Origin of the sequence: Actinoplanes sp. NPDC051411 (assembly GCF_040682075.1) — a bacterium.
Taxonomy (GTDB): Bacteria; Actinomycetota; Actinomycetes; order Mycobacteriales; family Micromonosporaceae; genus Actinoplanes.
On sequence record NZ_JBFBAD010000182.1, the window covers coordinates 1 to 17,744 of the forward strand.

Annotated in this window: 16 protein-coding genes and 1 pseudogene; 7 read left to right on the forward strand and 10 right to left on the reverse strand. The window is 71.5% G+C overall.

Annotated elements, in window-relative coordinates:
- Positions 1-106: 106 nt before the first annotated feature.
- Positions 107-841, reverse strand: a complete 735-nt coding sequence (locus AB0M88_RS48805) for a hypothetical protein (protein ID WP_364114376.1) — start codon at positions 839-841, stop codon at positions 107-109.
- A gap of 216 nt (positions 842-1,057) precedes the next feature.
- Between AB0M88_RS48805 and AB0M88_RS48810 the strand changes: the two genes are divergently transcribed.
- Positions 1,058-1,585, forward strand: a complete 528-nt coding sequence (locus AB0M88_RS48810; RefSeq protein ID WP_364114378.1) for a sigma-70 family RNA polymerase sigma factor — start codon at positions 1,058-1,060, stop codon at positions 1,583-1,585.
- On the forward strand, positions 1,582-2,286 hold the full coding sequence (locus AB0M88_RS48815; protein ID WP_364114380.1) for a zf-HC2 domain-containing protein: 705 nt from the start codon (positions 1,582-1,584) through the stop codon (positions 2,284-2,286). The genes AB0M88_RS48810 and AB0M88_RS48815 overlap by 4 nt, the downstream gene beginning before the upstream one ends.
- A gap of 24 nt (positions 2,287-2,310) precedes the next feature.
- Here AB0M88_RS48815 and AB0M88_RS48820 read toward each other — a convergent pair whose 3' ends face one another.
- Together AB0M88_RS48820 and AB0M88_RS48825 are read right to left on the reverse strand one after the other, a co-directional pair.
- Positions 2,311-4,017, reverse strand: a complete 1,707-nt coding sequence (locus AB0M88_RS48820; protein WP_364114382.1) for a serine/threonine-protein kinase — start codon at positions 4,015-4,017, stop codon at positions 2,311-2,313.
- A gap of 363 nt (positions 4,018-4,380) precedes the next feature.
- On the reverse strand, positions 4,381-4,572 hold the full coding sequence (locus tag AB0M88_RS48825) for a hypothetical protein (RefSeq protein WP_364114384.1): 192 nt from the start codon (positions 4,570-4,572) through the stop codon (positions 4,381-4,383).
- Between the two features lie 82 nt (positions 4,573-4,654).
- Here AB0M88_RS48825 and AB0M88_RS48830 point away from each other — a divergent pair, with 82 nt between their 5' ends.
- A complete protein-coding gene (locus AB0M88_RS48830; RefSeq protein WP_364114386.1) occupies positions 4,655-5,068 on the forward strand; it encodes a VOC family protein in 414 nt (137 codons plus the stop codon).
- Between the two features lie 57 nt (positions 5,069-5,125).
- Positions 5,126-5,725: a dihydrofolate reductase family protein gene (locus AB0M88_RS48835; RefSeq protein ID WP_364114388.1), complete on the forward strand. Its 600-nt coding sequence runs from the start codon at positions 5,126-5,128 to the stop codon at positions 5,723-5,725.
- Here AB0M88_RS48835 and AB0M88_RS48840 read toward each other — a convergent pair.
- Positions 5,715-5,810, reverse strand: coding sequence for a hypothetical protein (locus AB0M88_RS48840; RefSeq protein WP_364114406.1), 96 nt, complete (start codon positions 5,808-5,810; stop codon positions 5,715-5,717). The genes AB0M88_RS48835 and AB0M88_RS48840 overlap by 11 nt on opposite strands.
- Before the next feature lie 343 nt (positions 5,811-6,153).
- Positions 6,154-6,642: pseudogene (locus AB0M88_RS48845) on the reverse strand (winged helix-turn-helix domain-containing protein); the annotation flags it as partial.
- 258 nt (positions 6,643-6,900) lie between these two features.
- On the opposite strand from AB0M88_RS48845, the gene AB0M88_RS48850 reads away from it, so the two are divergent.
- Positions 6,901-7,956, forward strand: a complete 1,056-nt coding sequence (locus tag AB0M88_RS48850; protein ID WP_364114390.1) for a hypothetical protein — start codon at positions 6,901-6,903, stop codon at positions 7,954-7,956.
- Between the two features lie 116 nt (positions 7,957-8,072).
- Here the strand turns inward: AB0M88_RS48850 and AB0M88_RS48855 are convergent, their stop codons facing one another.
- Positions 8,073-9,032, reverse strand: a complete 960-nt coding sequence (locus AB0M88_RS48855; RefSeq protein ID WP_364114392.1) for a hypothetical protein — start codon at positions 9,030-9,032, stop codon at positions 8,073-8,075.
- A 184-nt stretch (positions 9,033-9,216) separates the two neighbouring features.
- Between AB0M88_RS48855 and AB0M88_RS48860 the strand changes: the two genes are divergently transcribed.
- Positions 9,217-9,588: a hypothetical protein gene (locus tag AB0M88_RS48860; RefSeq protein ID WP_364114394.1), complete on the forward strand. Its 372-nt coding sequence runs from the start codon at positions 9,217-9,219 to the stop codon at positions 9,586-9,588.
- 14 nt (positions 9,589-9,602) lie between these two features.
- Here the strand turns inward: AB0M88_RS48860 and AB0M88_RS48865 are convergent, their stop codons facing one another.
- Positions 9,603-9,797 (reverse strand): hypothetical protein, encoded by a 195-nt coding sequence (locus AB0M88_RS48865; protein ID WP_364114396.1) that lies wholly within the window; start codon positions 9,795-9,797, stop codon positions 9,603-9,605.
- A 295-nt stretch (positions 9,798-10,092) separates the two neighbouring features.
- On the opposite strand from AB0M88_RS48865, the gene AB0M88_RS48870 reads away from it, so the two are divergent.
- Positions 10,093-11,727 carry a CHAT domain-containing protein gene (locus tag AB0M88_RS48870; RefSeq protein WP_364114398.1) on the forward strand — a complete coding sequence of 545 codons (1,635 nt, stop codon included), beginning with the start codon at positions 10,093-10,095 and terminating at the stop codon, positions 11,725-11,727.
- 59 nt (positions 11,728-11,786) lie between these two features.
- Here AB0M88_RS48870 and AB0M88_RS48875 read toward each other — a convergent pair whose 3' ends face one another.
- The 3 genes from AB0M88_RS48875 to AB0M88_RS48885 form a co-directional block, all read right to left on the reverse strand.
- Entirely contained in the window at positions 11,787-12,404 is a 618-nt protein-coding gene (locus tag AB0M88_RS48875) for an NAD(P)-binding domain-containing protein (RefSeq protein ID WP_364114400.1), read from the reverse strand.
- A 50-nt stretch (positions 12,405-12,454) separates the two neighbouring features.
- Positions 12,455-13,750, reverse strand: a complete 1,296-nt coding sequence (locus AB0M88_RS48880; RefSeq protein ID WP_364114402.1) for a pectate lyase — start codon at positions 13,748-13,750, stop codon at positions 12,455-12,457.
- Positions 13,751-13,918: 168 nt separating this feature from the next.
- Positions 13,919-16,708 (reverse strand): lectin, encoded by a 2,790-nt coding sequence (locus AB0M88_RS48885; RefSeq protein ID WP_364114404.1) that lies wholly within the window; start codon positions 16,706-16,708, stop codon positions 13,919-13,921.
- Positions 16,709-17,744: the final 1,036 nt, after the last annotated feature.

Genomic DNA, 17,744 nt, shown 5'->3' on the forward strand with positions numbered 1-17,744 from the left:
TTTTTTCACCCCAACCTTTAACCCTCCCATCCCGGTGGCCCCCCCGGCCCCGCGCAGGACGTGGCGCCCCTGGGGCCCCCCCCCCCACGCTTCTACCTATCGGGGATTACCGGGTGGGGGACGCCGAGGGGAAGACGGGGACGTTGGTGGTCTTGCCACCGTTCGGGGCGACCGCGAACCACTTGCCGTTGACGCCCTGGCCGTTGATGTCGCCCGGCTTGGCGTCGGCGATGAAGTAGTAGACCGGGTGGCCGTTGACGGTGACCTGGCAGTGGCCGTCGGCCCGCTCGACGTAGCCGAGGATCTTCGGGTCGACGCCCTTGGGGTAGATCTTGCCCGGCGACTTGATCAGCAGGGGCGGCCAGGCCTTCGCGCAGTCGCCGTTGCAGTTCGACTTCGGCGGCTTGGCGGTGTCGTTGTCGAAGACGTAGAGGGTGCGGCCGGCGCCGTCGGCGAGGTAGGTGCCGATCTGCTGGTTCTCGGTGGCGTTCAGCTCGACGATGTGGCTGCCGGTGGTCTTCGACTTCGGCGGCGTGATCTTCGTCTTGGACGGGCCGCTGAAGATCTTGACCCACTTCTGCGTCTTCGCGACGGTCGGCGACGGCACCGGATCGGCCGCCGCCGGGGCGTCGGAGGCGGAGGATGAAGAGGCGGAGGGAGCGACACCGGCGAGGGCGGGCGGCTCACCCGGACCCTGAGCGGGCGGGGGTGGTTCATAGGGGGTGGCGGTGGCCGTCGCGGCCACCGGAACGGTGAGGTCCGCCGCGGCCTGGTGCGAGCAAGCGGCGAGCCCGGCGCTCAGCCCGACCAGCGCCACCGTCAGAGTGATGCGCCTGTTCATAACTAGCCTCCTCCGTGCGACTTGACACCCACACGACGGTTTGCGCGCAGGTGGTTCAGTGCCGAGCTGTGCCAATTCGCAAGCGGTTTTGATCCGACCGGGACGCGGGGACGTATCAACGGGAAGCCACCGGGCCCGTCCCTGTCGCCTTCGGACGGACCGTGCTGCATGCTGAGCCGCAGCGGCGCGTCCGGTTGCCGCGAAGGGTGGAAGGCGATGCCGTCAACGAGCCGGGAGGTGGCCGATGAGGCTCTGGTCAGATCACTGTTCCAGGAACACGGACGCGCCATGCTGGCGTATGCGACACAGCTGACGCGGGATCGCGCCGCGGCCGAGGACGTGGTGCAGGAGGCCCTGGTGCGCGCGTGGCGCCACCCGGACAGCCTGGCCAACGGCAAGGGCTCGGTGCGGGGCTGGCTGCTGACCGTGGTCCGCAATATCGTGGTCGACCAGGTGCGGGCTCGGGCCCGCCGGGCCCCTGAGGTGCGCGAGAGCCCACCCGACGCCGCGGTCGAGGGTGACCATGCCGATCAGATCGTCAACTCGATGGTCGTGGTCGACGCGTTGAACCGGTTGTCCCCCGAGCACCGTGAAGTGCTCGAACAGGTTTACCTGAAGGGCAACACCGTGGCCGAGGCGGCCAAGGAGCTCGGCATCCCGCCCGGGACGGTCAAATCCCGGTCGTTCTACGCGCTCCGCGCCCTGCGCGAAGCCGAACCTCAGATTGTTAGGGCAGCGTCATGAATCCGCCGACCAACGAACACGTCGACATCGCCGGCTACCTGATGGAGATGTTGACTCCGGAAGAGAAGCAGCAGGCGGACGAGCACCTGAGCCGGTGCCCGGAGTGCCGGGCCGAGGTCGACTCGATGCGGTCGTGGGCCGACGCGCTGCGTGAGGTGCCCGAGGAGATGCTCCTCGACGGCCCGCCCGACGACGCCGACCTGCTCCTGCAGCGGACCCTCCGGCAGGTGCGGAAGGAATCCTCGGCCAAACGGTTTCGGCGGACGGCGATGCTGGCCTCCGCGGCGGCCGCGGTGATCGTGGTCGCGATCGGCGGCGGCGTCATCGTCGGCCGTTCGACCGCGCCCTCGGGACCGGCGACCACGGTTGCCCAACCTCCCGCGTCGGTGGCCGCGGGCACCCTGACCGGCGCGGCGGAAGATCCGGGGAGCGGGGCCCGGATGTCGGTGACCGTCACGCCGGCCTCCGGGTGGGTGCGGGTGGACGCCACCGTGGTCGGCATCAAGCCGGGCGAGAAGTGCCGGGTCGAGGTCGTGGCCAAGGACGGCACCACGGTGCTGGCCGGCAGCTGGCTCGCCTCGCCGACCGCCGAGACCAAGCCGGTCACGCTCAACGGCAGCGCGCTGATCGACCCGGATCAGGTGCAGGCCGTCCGCGTGGTCAACACGGCCGGCCAGCAGTACGTGAAGGTCGACGTCTGAGGACAGGGCCGGCCGCGAACGACCTCACCAGTCGAAGGCCGGCCCCCGGGCGATGCCGCCGGGCAGGATCGAACGGCCGGTGTACACCCAGCTCTCCGCGACCACGTAGCGATGCCCGTGCGGCGCCTGCAGGTCGACCGGCCCACAGTTGTGCTTCATCTCGAAGTCGGTGAACAACAGGCCCTTGCAGGTGTAGGGCCCGGCCACCACCGCATCGCTCGAAGCGTCGCGCACCGACAGCGTGAAGTCGGCCTGGATGCCCGGCATCGCCTCGGTCATGCCCAGCACCCGGATCGCGTCGCCGGTCGAGTGGCACGGTTTGGCCAGCACCGGGTGCCCGAGGTCCCACGTGTAGTCGTCGCCGCAGCGCCACGGCCCGAACTCGACCGACCCGCCGACCCGGCCCGGCGCGGCCGTGACCGCGGCATGGGCCGGGCCGACGGTCGCGGCACCGGCCATCACCGGTCCGTCCATCGCGGCGGGGCCGGGCGGCAACCCCTCGGTCGGGGTGCCGGCGACCAGCATCGGTGGCGCCACCGCGGACGAGGACACCGGGGAGGCGGACGCACCCGGTGAGGCGAGACGACCCTGGGCCGGGAGATGGATCATCGGCGCGGCGGCCTGGGCGGCGCCGCGGGCGGCCGAGCTGTCGAGCACCCGCCACACCTTGAACCCGCCGACCCCGGAGACCGCCAGCAGGGTCGCGATCAGCACGGCCATCATGCCGGGCCGGCGCCAGACCCACGAGCGCGGTGCGTTGCGCGGCCGGCGGCGGGCGGGCTCACGGCGTACGGAAGGATGGGCGGGCGCATCGGCGCCCAGCACCGTCACCCTCTCGGCGACCGGCAGGGCCGGCTCGCCGGCCGTCCGCCGGGAGAGATCGCGCAACGCGATCGCGAGCTCGCCGGCCGACGGCCGGCGGCGAGAGTCCTTGTCCAGACACCAGGTGATCACGTCCCAGACCGCGTCCGGCATGCCGGGCGGGCGCTCCGGCTCACTCTCGACATGGCGCCGCAGGACGGCGAGCGGCTCCCCGGAGTACGGCGTGTGCCCGCTGACCAGTTCGTAGAGCACGACGCCGACCGCGTAGACGTCGGCCGCCGGGTCGACCACCCCGGTCGCCGACTCGGGCGCCATGTAGTGCGGCGTGCCCATGATCGCGTGTGGTGTGGTGAGCCCGGACGTGTCGAGCACCCGGGCGATGCCGAAGTCGGTGAGCTTGACCTGGCCGGCGCCGTCGGACTGGGCCTCGAGCAGGATGTTGTCGGGCTTGACGTCGCGGTGCACGACGCCCAGCTCGTGCGCCTGGGTCAGGGCGGCCGCGACCTGCGAGAGCAGGTGTGCGGCCTCGGCCGGTGGCATGGTGCCGGCCGCGGTCAGGCGGTCGCGCAGCGTGCCGCCGGCGACGAAGTCCATCACCAGGGCCAGCGACTCGCCGACGCTGAAGAGGTCGCGTACGCCGACGATGTTCTCGTGGCGCATCATCATCAGGATCGTGCGCTCGCGGACGAACCGCGTGACCAGCTTGGGCTGCCGCAGCAGGGACTCGTGCAGGAGCTTGACCGCGACGTAGGCGCCCGAGTTGCTCTCGATCGCGCGCCACACGGTTCCGGTCGCGCCCTGCCCGACCGGCGCGATGAGGATGTACGAGTTGCCGACGCACCGGCCGCTGAGGTCGGCGGTGACGGGCTCGGCCGAGGTGCTGCCGGGCAGCGAGGGGGATGACTGCACGTGTCGTCGGGTCCTTCCGCGCATCAGGGGTCCAAATGCGAGCAAGAGCCTTCCGGGCTCACGTGTCGTGCAGCAACCCGTGCACGCCCGTTCTGGCATGCACGGTCAGTCACGGCCTGAACCCGTAACCTCACGTACGGTGATTCGTTGCCGGAGTTGTCGCTTAACGGATTCTTAACTGCCGAGGATCGACCGGAGTCTCGCGATGTCGGGATAGCGCGCGGTCTCGAGCAGGCCCAGTGCCTCCGCCCGCACCCGCTCGGCCTCTTGCCGGTCCGCGACCACCCGATACGGCGAGCAGGTTGCCGTATTCGGCGTCCATCCACGCGAAGGCGGCGGCCCGGTCGGTGACCGCCGCGACCGTCAGATCGGGCCCGGGATGCAGCGCGAGCGCCCGCATCCCTCCCGCTCGAACTCCCAGGCGCCGACCGCGTCGCCGGGCAGGCGCAGGGCGTAGCCGGCCGCTTCGCTGACCAGCACGCCCGGTGCGGCTCGCGGCGGGCGGTCCGGTTCCAGCAGGCGGCGGAGCCGCGAGACGTACGCCCGGAGCGACACCGTGGCACTCGGCTGCCGATGTCAATCGGTTCATCAAAATGCGGGGCCGGTCCCGGGGCGGTGAACGGTAGGCTCGGCGGCCATGGCGATCCGGTTCGACCTGACCTTTGACACGCGCGACGCCGAGTCGCTCGCCGCGTTCTGGAAGCTGGCCCTCGGCTATGAGGACGAGCCGCCGCCGGCCCCGTTCCAGACCCGCGACGAGTGGGTGGCGTCGTTCGGCGAGGACCCGGGCGACGGGGGTGGCGGCGCGTGGTTGCGCGACCCGGCCGGCGTCGGGCCGCGGCTGTCCCTGCTCGACGTGCCGGAGCCGAAGATCGCGAAGAACCGCCTGCACATCGACGTCCGCGTGGGCACCGGGCCCGGCGCGTGGTCGCGCGTCCGGGCGAAGGTCGACGAGCTGGTGGCGGCCGGCGGCCGGGTGCGGGCGACGTTCGACGGCCACCACGTGACGATGGCCGACCCGGAGGGCAACGAATTCTGCGTCGCCGCCTGAGATGAGTTGCGGCTCCCGGCCCGGTCTGTACCGGTGACAGCCGACCGAGGAGGAACCATGAGCAAGGTCATCGCATCCATCACCACGTCGATCGACGGCTACGTGACCGGGCCCGACGACGGGCCGAAGTTCGGACTGGGCCGCGGTGGTGAGCGACTCCACTACTGGGTGATGGGTGGCCCGTGGACCTATGAGGGCGGCCACGACTTCGCCATGCACGGCCCGGACAAGGAGTTCTACGACGAGCTCGTCTCGACCATGGCGTCCGGTGTGGTCGGCCGGGGCATGTACGACGCGGCCGGCGCCTGGGGCGGGACCAACCCGTTCCCGGGGACGCTGTTCGTGCTCACCCACCGCACCGCGGACGCGCCGCCGGCCGAGACCGGGTTCCGGTTCGTCGCCGACCTCGACGCGGCGCTCGATCGGGCGGCCGAGGCGGCGGGGGACGGCGATGTCGCCGTGGGCGGGGGCGCTGACATCATCCGGCAGGTGTTGGCGGCGGGGAAGGCCGACGAGCTGGTCATCTCGACCGCTCCGGTGATCCTCGGCGCGGGCAAGCGGCTGTTCGAGGGGTTCGACCGCGACCTCAACCTGGAGATCATCAAGGCCTACAGCTCGCCGTACGCCACTCACGTGCGCTACGCGGTCACGAAATAGCGGCGTCGAGCTCCTGGGCTTCGCGGCTCGGCGCGGTGCCCAGCTCGCGGTCGAGAATCCGACACAGGCGGCGATAGTGCTCCAGCGCCTCCGGGCGGCGGCCGGCCCGGTCGAGCGCGTTCGGTCAGCGGGTCGTCGGCCAGCAGCGCGCGCAACCGGGAAACGGCCTCCGCCGGGTGGCCCAGCTCCATCGTCACGGCGGCCAGGGTCCAACGCAGCTTCGCGGCCCATTTCGGAAAGGCGTACGGCGTGAGCGTGCAGGAAGGCACTGCCCGCCAGGGGTGGTCCGCGGTGCAGGGCGGCGGCGCCGCGCAGCTCGAACGCGGCGCCCTCCAGGTCACCCGGCGCCGGGCGTCGGCGGCCCGCTGCGTGTGCCGCTGGAACCGGGTCACGTCGAGCGAGTATGCCGGGGCCAGGAAGACATAGCCGCCGTCCCGCCAGTCGATGCGGACCCGCGGCTCGCCGGGCGGGGCATCGAGGATGCCGCGGAGGCGCAAGAGGTACGTGCGGACGGCCGCGACCGCCGTCTCCGGAGGCCGAGGCCGCTCCCACAGCGCGTCGACCAGCTCGTCGACGGTGACCAGGCGTCCGGCGCGCAGCAGCAGGACGGCCAGCGTGCCGCGCTGCTGAGGGGTGCCCAGTCGCAGCTCGCGGTCGTCGCGGTGCGCCCGCACCGGGCCGAGCAGCGCGAACGTGATGCTCATCGGTCGAAGGAGCCGTGCTGGGAATTCCGGGCGGGACATCGAGGACTCCTCGAAACGTTTCACAATCGGACGTCCGGAGTCTCGCGCAGGCCACTTGGCGACCGCTGGCAATCGCCCGTTAGCCACAGTCCACCCGCACCGTGACACGACCGAGAAAGCTCGCGCATCACCCGTTCGGTGCGGATTCGGGCGCCGGACGAATTCCGAAAACATCGACGAACGTCGGCCGCGCTCCGGGCTTTGAGTCCCTAGACTGTCCCCGACACTCGCGAGAGGTTCCGCCAAGCTTCATGTAACGAGCGTCGTCGGCGACTGGGCCCCCGGTCGTCGATCTCAGCGGACATCGGAGGTTGCGGCGTGGGCGTGTCGAACGGACCGAGCCAGCGACTCAGCGAGGACCGTTTGCGATCGGCCCGGCGACGGCCCAACGAATCGCAGGGCGGACTCTACGTTTCCCGCACCGCCTCGGCCATGTCCAAGCAGTCCGGCGACCACCTGCCCCGCCCGGCCGCCGACGGAGCGATCCGGCGCCTGCACGACCTGGCCCGCCTGGGCACCCTCGCCGGGGCGGCGGCCGCCGCCCAGGGCGAGGAGCGCATCGAGCTGACCGGCGCCGCCTATTCGGTGGTCTGGCCGATCGTCTACTCCAAGCTGACCCGGCGCTTCGAGCAGCTGCGCGGCCACGCGGCGTGCGCGGCCGGGGTGTCCAACATGGCCGACGAGTGCCTCGACCGGTTCCACGACGACGTCGAGTTCGTGGTCGAAGACCTGCTCGCGCACGCCCGGCAGCCGATCCACCACCTCGAGGCGTGGATCGCGGCCCGGCTCACCGCGGCCACGGTCGACGGGCATCGCCGGCTGCGGGGCCGCCGGGGCGCGCTGCAGCGGCCCCGGCTGCCCAACTGGGTCGCCGACGGGCTCGGCCACGACCCGTGGCTGACCGCGCTGGCCACCGAGATCCTGGTCTGGGTCGGGGTGACCAGCACGGCGGGCACCGAGTTGTGGCCGTTGGAGACCTGGGCCCAGGAGCGGGGCCAGCGCACGGGTGACTGGGCGGGCAGCGACCCGGCCGTGGTCGCCCGCGAGGTCGAGACGGTGCTGGCCGTGATGCGGCGCCGAGCCAACTGGTACGAGTCGTATGTCGAGCGGCCCCTCGGCTCCAAGCAGGCCCCGGTCGCCACGTCCCCGGTCGGCGAGGCCACCGGCGAGGTCGCGAAGCCGCTGGCCCTGGTCGAGCCGGCCGCCCAGGTCGACTCCGAGTTGCTGCGCCTGGCCGCCGAGGCGGTCCGCGCGATCGACGCCCGCATCGGCACCGGCGAGCAGGCCGAACGGGTCGTGGTCGACGTGATCCGGGCGGTCTTCGGCGGCTCGTTCACGGCCACCCTCGACCGGGCGCCGCACGCGGTGGCCGACCCGCTGGGCGGGGTGTCGGGCGCACTGTCCAACGTCGGCACGGTCAACCGCATCGTTTCGACGGTCCTGTCGATCATCGGCGAGCGCCGCGAAGGCGAACAGCGCTCGGCTTGATCGGCATCGGCGCGGCCGGATCAGCGGCGCGGGAGCGGCCGGCCCGGCTCGGCCTCCGGTGGGCCGGATCAGCGGCGCCGGAGCGGCCGGCTCGGCTCGGCCTCGGGCAGGCCGGATCAGCGGCGCCAGGCGACGCCGTAGCCGTGGCCCTGCCTCAGGCCCCGGAAACTTACGCCGACCTCGCCGGCGCCGTCCGGGTCGAGGCGGTCGGGGCCGGGCATCAGGGTGGCCCGGTCCATCTGGCGCGGGGTGACCGCGGCCAGCCGCCACACCTGGGCGGGCGGGTCGGACGGGTCGAAGCGCACCCGGATGCGGCCCTGGTCGCACGGGTCGAGCGGGACGATCGCGCAGTGGTCGCGGATCGGCTGGCCCGGCGGCACCCGGTAGTGCAGGCAGAACTCGAGCCGCTCGTCCGGCTTGAGGGTGCGGGGCAGGGCGATCGCGAGGCGGTAGTTGCGGCCGTCCGGGCCACTGTCGACCTCGGCCAGCGTCACCCCGTAGAGGGCGTCGATCATGAGTGGCAGGGCCGGGCCCTCGGAGTCGGGTCGCGGGGGCAGGTCGAGCCGGATGGTGAGGCCGTCGAGGGCGCGCTCGGCCTGGACCGTGCGGGTCTCGTAGAGCTCGGGCGTCGCGGTGTCGAGCCGGAGCAGGCCGGTGAACTCGCGGACGCGCCAGCCCGAGCCGGGGTCGGTGTCGTCCTCCTCCGGGCCCGGGTGGGTCAGTGCCGCCCGGGCGAGCAGGTGCGCGGCCTCGTCCATCCGGCGCCGGGCCGTGCGCCCGCTGCACCGCAGCTCGCGGGCCAGGTCCTCGGTGCGCTGGGTGAGCCGCGAGGCGGGACGGTCGCCGAGGGCCAGCGACAGTTCGGCGGCGATCCGCAGGTCGTCCGGCAGGTCGGCGGCGAGCTCGCTGAGCACCGCCTCGACGCGCCGGCGGGCCACGCCGTCCGAGTCGGCCGGGGCCACACCGCAGAGCCGGCGCAGGAGGGGGCCGAGGCGCTCGGCCGGTCGCGGCTCCTGCAGGCCACGGCCGCGGCGCAGGCGGGCCAGTTCCTGGTACAGATCGTCCTCGAAGGGCATGGATGGCTCCCGTCGGCCGGCTGTCCTCGAACCACGGTCGCACAGGGATACGGGCGTAACTGCGCTGTGTGACGAAATCGGCGCCGGACAATACTGTCGGTTTATCGACACAGGTCAGGGGCCTGTGTCCGCGGGCAAAACCCCGGTGATCCACAGTCATCGACGGCCTGGGAACCTGATCCCCATGACCGTCGCCAAGATCTTCGGCCGGGAGCCCGCGCTCTGGGCCGCGCTCCTCAACGCCATCGTCTACGTCCTGTGTGCCTGGGTCTTCCACCCGTCTCCGCAGGTCGAAGCCGGCATCATCGCGGTGATCTCCGCGGTGCTCGGCATGGTCGTCGCCGTGAGCACCAAGGACGGTGTGTCGGCGGCGATCCTCGGCCTGCTCAAGTCGGTGTTCGCCCTGCTGCTGGGCTTCGGGCTGAAGATGTCGGCCGACCAGCAGGCCGGGATTCTCGCGCTGGCCGCCGCGCTCAGCGGCATGTTCGTGCGGACCCAGGCGACGGCCCTGGTCGGGCCGGACGGCGCGAAGCGTACGAGCGCGGCCGCCGCCTAACCCACCTGAGGTAGCTAACCCAGGGGACGGCGGACCGTCTTCTCTCCGACCGGCACCGACGAGATGCGTACGGCCCGGCGGCGCTCGTCGACCATGTCGGCGAGTTCGGCCGAGCCGGCGCCGTCGTCGGCCGCGGTGCGCCAGGCGTCCTCGAGTTCGGCGGCGAGCAGGCGGTGCAGATCGTCGCGCTGCTCCGGGCTGAGGCTCATGAACCGGGTCTGTCTTCGATGATCATCAGCATATTGTGCACGCTGATCCGCATACGGCCCTCCACCTCGTGGTTTCCGTAATCTGACGGACCGCGAATCTCTTTACTGCTCGATCAGGTGTGATTCCACGCCGAAAGTCCCCCTAGTTCCACCGTTCGCCGGTACAAACCAGACAAAACGGAGAAAGTTACGGTCGGACGGGGTTGTGTCGGGCTGCCGACAGAGTCGCCGCACCAGCGAAGACCTGTCCGTCAGAGGAACCGCAACGGGCAGCCGACGGAGGGGGAGCCGTCCCATGGGTGAACAGGACGAGGTCGCGACCCTGCACGCCGCGATCGATGCCACGGCCGGTCTGCGCGGACACTTCTGGCGAGCGCTGGCCCGGTCCACACCCGTCGACGCGAACGAGGCCGCACAGGCGGCCGCCGCCGACGCCGACGACCTGGCCCGCGACCGGCTCGCGGCCGGCGACGCCGAGGGCGCGCTGCGCGTGCTCGAATCGGCCCGCGGCCTCGCGCTCTACGCCGCCACCGAGATCCGGCCGGTCGCCGACCACCTGGCCGCCGCCGGCAAACCCGACCTGGCCCGGCAGTGGCAGGCCGCGGCCGCCGTCCCCGACCCGCACCACCTCCCGGCCGAACTGCGCCGCAACGTGCTCACCACGCTGCTGACCCGCAGCCCGGCCGCCGGACTGCTCGGCCCGGCCACGATCGCCGAAATCCAGTCCGCGCTGGCCGCCACCGACGCCGACGCCCTCGTCCACCTGCTCCCCCGGCACGCGATCGTCGTCCCGGCCGCCGGCCGCGCCACCCACCTGCCGCTGCCCGCGCTGACCCCGGCGTCCGACCACATCGAACGCTTCCTGGCCACACTGGCCCTGCACAACGCGATCGCCACGGCCCCCGGACGCCCACCGGCCGACATTCCCGACACCGACCTCACCACCGCGCTGCACGACCTGTGCCGCTGGGCCTGGGACGCGGTCGTCGGCCCGCTCCTCGACCACCTGATGTCGACCCGCTTCCCCGGCGCGGCGCCACTGCCCCTACCGGCGCTCGGCGGCCGCCCCTCCCGGCGGCACGTGCCGCGGATCGTCCTGGTCGCGCCCGGCGACCTCGCCCGGGTGCCCTGGGCGGCGGCCCGGCGCGGCGACGGGGCGTACGCGATCGAGCTGATGGCGATCTCCCAGGCCGTGTCGGCCCGCATGCTCTGCCGCAACGCGGCCCGGCCGGCGACGCCCCCGGCATCGACCGGACTGATCGTCGCCGACCCCGACACCGACGGCCACGCGCGCGAGCTGCCCTCGGCGCGGTTCGAGGCGTACGCGATCAGCCGGACCCTGCTCCCGCAAGCCCGCCTCACCGGCCGGCGCCCGGACGGGACCGCCAGCCCGTCCGGCGCCGGCACCCTCGACCAGATCCGGGCGTGGCTGGCCACCAGCAACCCGGACGCCGGCGGCCTGCTCCACCTGGCATGCACCGGCTTCGCACGGCCGGGCGGCGAGGCGTACGCCCTGATGGCCGGCGGCGAACGTCTGACCGCAACCGAGATCCTGGCCCTGCGCGGGCGCGCGCAGCGGCGCCCGCTCGAGCTGGTCGTGCTGGCCGGCGGGCGCACGGGCCTGTCGGTGACCGGCTACGACGAGGCGTTCGGGCTGGGGACGGCGTTCCTGGCCGGGGGAGCGCGCTCGGTGCTGGCGACCCGCTGGACCGTCCCGGAGGCGGCGGCCCCGGCCCTGCTCTTCATGACCCACTTGCTCCGGCAGTCGGGGCGGCCGGTCTGGTCAGCGCTGCGCGCGGCCCAGCTCTGGATGCTCGACCCCGGCCGCGAGGTGCCCCCGTCGATGCCGGCCGAACTGGCCGACGCCGTCGGCCGCACCGACCCGGCCAAGGCGATCGCCTGGGCCGCGGTCACCCACTGGGGTCATTAGGGCCTGTCCTGCCGATCACGCGGGGCCCACGCCTCGCACTCGCGTGATCGGCAGAACACCTAGGCGAAGGCGGCCATCGCCTCGGCGAGGGCGTCGGTGGCGTGGAAGACGTCGACCTCGGCCAGCTGCAGGGGGCCGCCGGTTTCGGTCAGGCGGGCGGTTTCGGCGCCGCCGGCGTAGACCGGGGCGAAGCCCAGCTCGCGGATGATCCGGGAGGCGGCCGTGCGGGCGTCGCGCAGGTCGGTGCAGACGAACTCGGCCAGCAGCGGGTCGTGGCCGCGGCGGCGGTCGAGGATGCGGGTGGGGAGGGTGTTGAAGGCCTTGACCCAGTGGGCCTCGGGCTCCCAGTGGATCAGGGCCTCGAGGGCGCTCGGCTCGCCGTCCGGCAGGCCGCCGAGGGGGTTCGTCGCGTCGATGACGACCTTGCCGGCCAGGTTGCCGCCGGTGAGGTCGATCGCCTCGTGGGCTGATTCCCAGGCCGGGGCGAACACCACCACGTCGGCGAACGCGGCCGTTTCGGCGACCGGCAGCGCCGTACCGTGGCCGCCCAGCCGGTCGACGACCGCGCCCAGTTTTTCCGGGTGCCGCGAGGTGACCGCGACATCGTGGCCGCTGTCCGCGCACCAGCCCGCGAGCGTCGCGCCGAGCTGGCCTGCTCCGATCACGCCGATGTGCATATCGTCAGCGTGCCTGGCCAGACTCGGCGCGGCGGGCGAATTGCCCAAACTCAGTGGCTTCCGCCGAGGACCGAGACGAGCGCGGGCACGGCCCACGCCGGGTCGACATGGGTACGCGCGGTCGGCGTCCAGCCCGCGTCCGGGTTCAGGTCGGGGTCGTTGGCGGCGTTGTAGGCGGCCACCAGGTCGGTCGGCCGACCGTTGACGAGGGACCCGATCGCGGTGATCGCAGTGCCCTTCCAGTAGTGGATCACGTTGCCGACCGGCGCCTTCAAAGAGAAGTAGTTGTTCTGCGCGTAGATCGACGACTGCACGCCCACGCCGAGCGAGTACTGATAGTCGGGGCTCGTCGCGATGTAGTAGTTGTCGTAGACGTCCACCTGGCCGAACCGCACCCGTGGCGCCCGCTGGAAGACGTTGTCGAACCTGTTGTGGTGCACGGTGACCCGCAGCTTGCCGACGTCGACCCCGACCGTGTCGGTCGAGCCGATCAGCATCGTCTTGTCGTGGTTCGCGTACGCGTTCCACGACACCGTGACCAGGTCGGACGCCTTGATGATGTCGCTCGCCCCGTCGTGCACCTGGTAGGGACGGCCGAAGTAGAGCGGCTGGCCGGAGTCGGGGTTGTCGCCGTCGTTGAACGTGTTGTGGTCGATCCACACGTTGGTCGCCCCGGTCAGCGAGACCAGGTCGTAGAGCGAGTTCCAGTTGCCGGTGTCGCCGTCGGTCGGGTCCCAGGCCGGGAAGCAGTCGGCGGCGTCCGAGAGCTGGATGTTGCGGACGATGACGTTGCTGACGCCGGAGAGCAGCAGGCTGCCGTGCGACAGGTGAGCCTTGTTGATGCCGACGATCGTGGTGTTGCTGCCGACGTTGACCTTGACGGTGAGGCCCTGGTTGGCGGCCGACCGCACGCGGGCGTCCTCGATTGGGCCGCTCGGCTTGGCGGCCCGTCCCCAGACCGCCGGATCGTAGGCGGCGAGGAACGCGTCGAGGCTGTACTGAGGGTCGGCGTAGGAGGCGCAGTCGCGGTGGTGGTTGTCCGCGTCCACGCTGAGGTCGATGTCGCCGCTGACGAAGACGATTTTCGGGGTGTCACCGGCGACGGCGGCGACCAGCTCGGCCCGGTTGTGGGTGACGGTGACGTGCGCGGTGTCGGCGGCGGATCCGCCGGTGGTGCCGGGGCCGGTCGAGGCCCAGCCGTCGTTGGCCGGCAAGGCCTGCCGGGCCGATCTCAGTTCGGCCGGCGTCGGGTTCGCCGGGTTCGGCCTGGCGGGGTGGGCGGCGCCGGCGAGACCGGCGAGGGTCAGGGCCGCCGCGGCGGCCGCGGCCAGGGGGCGTACGCGCATCCGAACTCCTCGAGTGCAGCGGCGGCCGGGACGAAGGCCGCTGGAAAGCGCTTGCCTGGTGACCGTTGCACGCACCCCGGACGCAGTCAATGAGTTCGATGAAGCAGGAAATTTGCAGTCGCCGGGAGGAAACCGCGTGCCCCGGCGGGAGGCCGCCGGGGCACACCGTCATGCGGGCAGCTTCCAGTTCTGCGCGCCGCTGCCGTTGCAGGTGTAGATCTGCAGCCGGGCGCCGTTGGTCGTCGACGAGTTGGGATCGTCCAGGCACTTGCCGGACTGCGGGTTCACCAGCGAGCCGTTGGCGCCGGCCGACCATTTCTGGGCTGCGGTGCCGTTGCAGCCCCACAGCTGGACCTTGGTGCCGTCGGTGGTGGCGCTGTTCGAGACGTCAAGGCACTTGCCGAGGTCACGCAGCGTGCCGTCGCCCGCGACCACCCAGTCCTGGGCGTAGGAGCCGTTGCAGCCGAAGATCTGTACCGCGGTGCCGTTGGCGGTGGCGGACTGGGCGGCGTCGACGCACAGGTTGGCGCCCGCGCCGGAGGTGATGGGACCGACCCGCGGCTGGGCCGGCGCGGCGAGGCTACCGCCGTACGAGGGTGGAGCGGCGGTCGCCGCGGTCGCCCACGAGGTGTTGGCGGCTGTGCCGAGGGTGTAGGTGAGCGTGCCGCCGGAGGTGATGGCGGCGGTCGGCGCGTAGGCGTTGTTCCACGCCGCGCTGTTCCAGGTCGCGGACTGCACGTAGGGCGCGTTGTCGGCGGCGCCGTTGCCGTTGATCGTCAGGGTCTTGCCGGACGGCAGGGTGACGACGGCCTGGGTGAACAGCGGCGAACCGAGGGCGAGGTCGGACGTGCCCGGGGTCATCGGGTACATGCCGAGCGCCGACCACACATACCAGGCGCTCATCGCGCCGAGGTCGTCGTTGCCGTCGGCCAGGCCGCCCGGGGTGTTCGCCCAGATGCTGTCCTGGATCGAGCGCACGGTGCCCTGCGTCTTGTACGGCTGTCCGGTGTAGTCGTACTCCCAGGGCAGTTCGATGCTCGGCTCGTTGCCGACCCAGGCGTAGCCGTTCGCCCCGGTGTAGCTGCGCAGCACGGTGTCGAGGTAGTGGTTCATCGCGGTGTTGCCGCCCTTGGCGCGGGCCAGGCCGGCCACGTCGAACGGGACCATGCCGGTGTAGATCCACGAGTCGGCCTCGACCATGTCGGTGCCGCTGGTCGGATCGAAGTCGCTCACCCAGCCGCCGTCGGCGTTGCGCGGCTGCACGAAGCCGGACGCCGGGTTGAGGACGTTGCGCCAGTCCTGCGCCCGGTCGGCGTACTTCTTCTGGTTCGCCGTGTCGCCGAGGGCGCCGGCGAAGGCGGCGAGGGCGAAGTCGGCGGTGTTGTATTCGAGGGTGGTGGCCACCGGGCCGTAGAAGTTGCAGCAGCCGTAGCTGCCGTTGTGCGGTTCGAAGCCGGGCGTGCTCAGGTAGTTCAGGCCGGGCCGGTCGTTGTTGGTGGTGCTCGCCTGCTTGACCATGTCGGCCAGCGCGGTCGCGGTGTCGAAGCCGCGGGCGCCGAAGGCGTAGTAGTCGGCGATGATGCCGTCGGCCGGATCGCCGACCATCACGTACGACTCGCCGTTGTTCTCCGACCACTTGGGCAGGATGCCGGTCTGCGCGTAGTCGTCGATCATGGACTGTGCGGTGTCGGACGCCGCCTGCGGCGCGACCAGGCCTTCGAGCTGCGCCTGGGTACGGTAGATGTCCCAGCCGGAGTAGTTGGCGTAGGCGGCGCTGTGGCCGGAGTCGACGGTGTGCGTCTTGCCGTCGAAGCCGTAGTACTGACCGTTCACGTCGCTGATGACGTTGGGGTGCAGCAGCGAGTGGTAGAGCGCGGTGTAGAAGATCGTCTGCTGGGCGGCGGTGCCGCCCCCGATCTGGATCTTGCCGAGCGCGGAGTTCCAGGCGCTCTGGGCGGCGTTGCGCGTGCCGTCGAAGTCCCAGCCGGCGTTCTCGGACGTCCGGTTGGCGGTCGCGTTCGCGATCGACACGTAGGAGACGCCGACCTTGGCCTGCACCACCTTGGTGGTCGTGGTGTCGAAGGTGACGTGCCCGTTGGAGGCGGCGACGGCCGGCGCCGCTTTTTGAGGCGACGGCATTTCGCCGTGCAGAACCGGTCGGTTCGGCCTTTCGGCCGCGTTCTTCGATGCCCGTACGCCCGGGGCCGTGCTCGCCGCGGCCGGGGCCGCGGCGGTGGCCGAACCGGAGAAGGCGTGGTCGAAGACCATGTCGAAGTACACCGTGTAGGTGTTGCCGGCGCCGCAGAACTTCCCGGAGGTGACCTGGCCGCTCACCTCGGTGTTCGAGACCACGTTGAACTGCGTGTTGCTCGCGCTGTTCTGGCTACCCGTCAGCTTGAAGATCAGGTTGGCCTGGGTGGTCGAGGGAAAGGTGAAGCGCGCCATGCCGCTGCGCGTCGTGGTGGTCAGTTCGGTCGTCACCCCGTTGCTCAGGCCTACCTTGTACGAGCCGGCCGACGCCGACTCGTTGGCGTGCGCGAAGCTGTCGGTGGCCGAGTTGTTGACCGCGCCCACGGTCGGCAGCACCGGCACGTCACCGGCCGCGCCGCAGCCGGGCCCGGCGATGTGGGTGAGACTGAAGCCGGTGATCGACGAGTCGTTGTACTCGTAGCCGCCGCCGGAGGGCCGCGACGGCGTGTCCGGGCTCCACTGCACCATGCCGAACGGCACGGCGGCGCCGGGAAAGTCGTCGGCCTGGTTCGACGTCCCGATGAACGGGTTGACCAGGGTGGCCGGCGCGGTGATCAGGGCCGCGGCGGCGTTCGGCGCGGCGTTCGCGCCGGCGTTCGCGGCGGCCAGGGTGGGGGTGGCGAACGCTCCGGCCAGGGCCACACCGAGGCCGGCTCCGAGGAGCCCGGCGAGCGGTCGGGGACGTAGGCCTGTGGAGAGGGAGTTCATGGATCCGCCTCCTCGAAGATGGGCGATGACAACGTTGTCATCTGACGGCAGGACTCGGGCCGGACATGGGGGAACCGGCTTGCGCCCCGGGCCGCGGGCTTCAGGCTTCCACTCGGCGGAGAGCGCTCTCGTGAACGTAGCCGCGTGATAGAGACTCGTCAATGCCGTGCGTGCGTCCTGCTCCCGGAACTCAGCGGCCTCGGGCAGAGCGTTCGGCGGCCCCGTCGGTCATCGGCCGGCATTCGAAGCGGCCGGACATCGTGACCACGCACGAGATCGCGGTCGCCGACTACGCCGGTCGTGCAACGGGGTTTCGTTCGCGAGATCGGGCGGGAATCCGCGAACCGACTGAGACACGGAGGCGTCAAGACCCCGGTTGTTCCGCTGCATGGTCGCCCTCGAACCCGCACGACTCGGCATGCCGTCGCTTTCAGGCTCGACGCCGGGGCCAGCCTGCGCGACATCCAGCAGTCCGCCCGTCATCCGGGCTCTGGCGAAACTGACACGGCCGCCTTCGACAGTCGCTTCGGTGACCAAATGCGGACCCCGCCGAAAAGGACGTCGCTGAAGTAGAAGCTCCCTTCGACGAAACGGGCTCGGTGAAAAGATACCTTGGCTCCCGTGAAGCGCGGCCAACGGAAAGGGCTGACCGGACCTCCAGCCCGCTAACTCCGGTGTTGGGTGCCGCGACTACGTCCATATGTGTCCCTGATTGGCGCTACGAGCGGTAGGTAGTTATTCTTTTGCTGTGGCCTCAATTGACACCGGCAATGGGCCGGAAATGGCGGAAGGGCCGAATCGGATAGCGACCTGAGCGCCGCTCGGTGGCGGCGTCGTGTACATTCACACTATTCTGGCCTACGCGGCATCCACTTCGTCGGAGTCAGCCATTGAAACGATGGACGCCTACCCGGCGTCTCAGGATCGCCACCGAGGTATCGCTCCGCCCAGCCCTCGGACCCTGTCATGTCAGAACCCTCCCCGATCATCGGACGGCGCGAATGGGCACCGTCCTATAGAGACGTCTGCGGGGGGG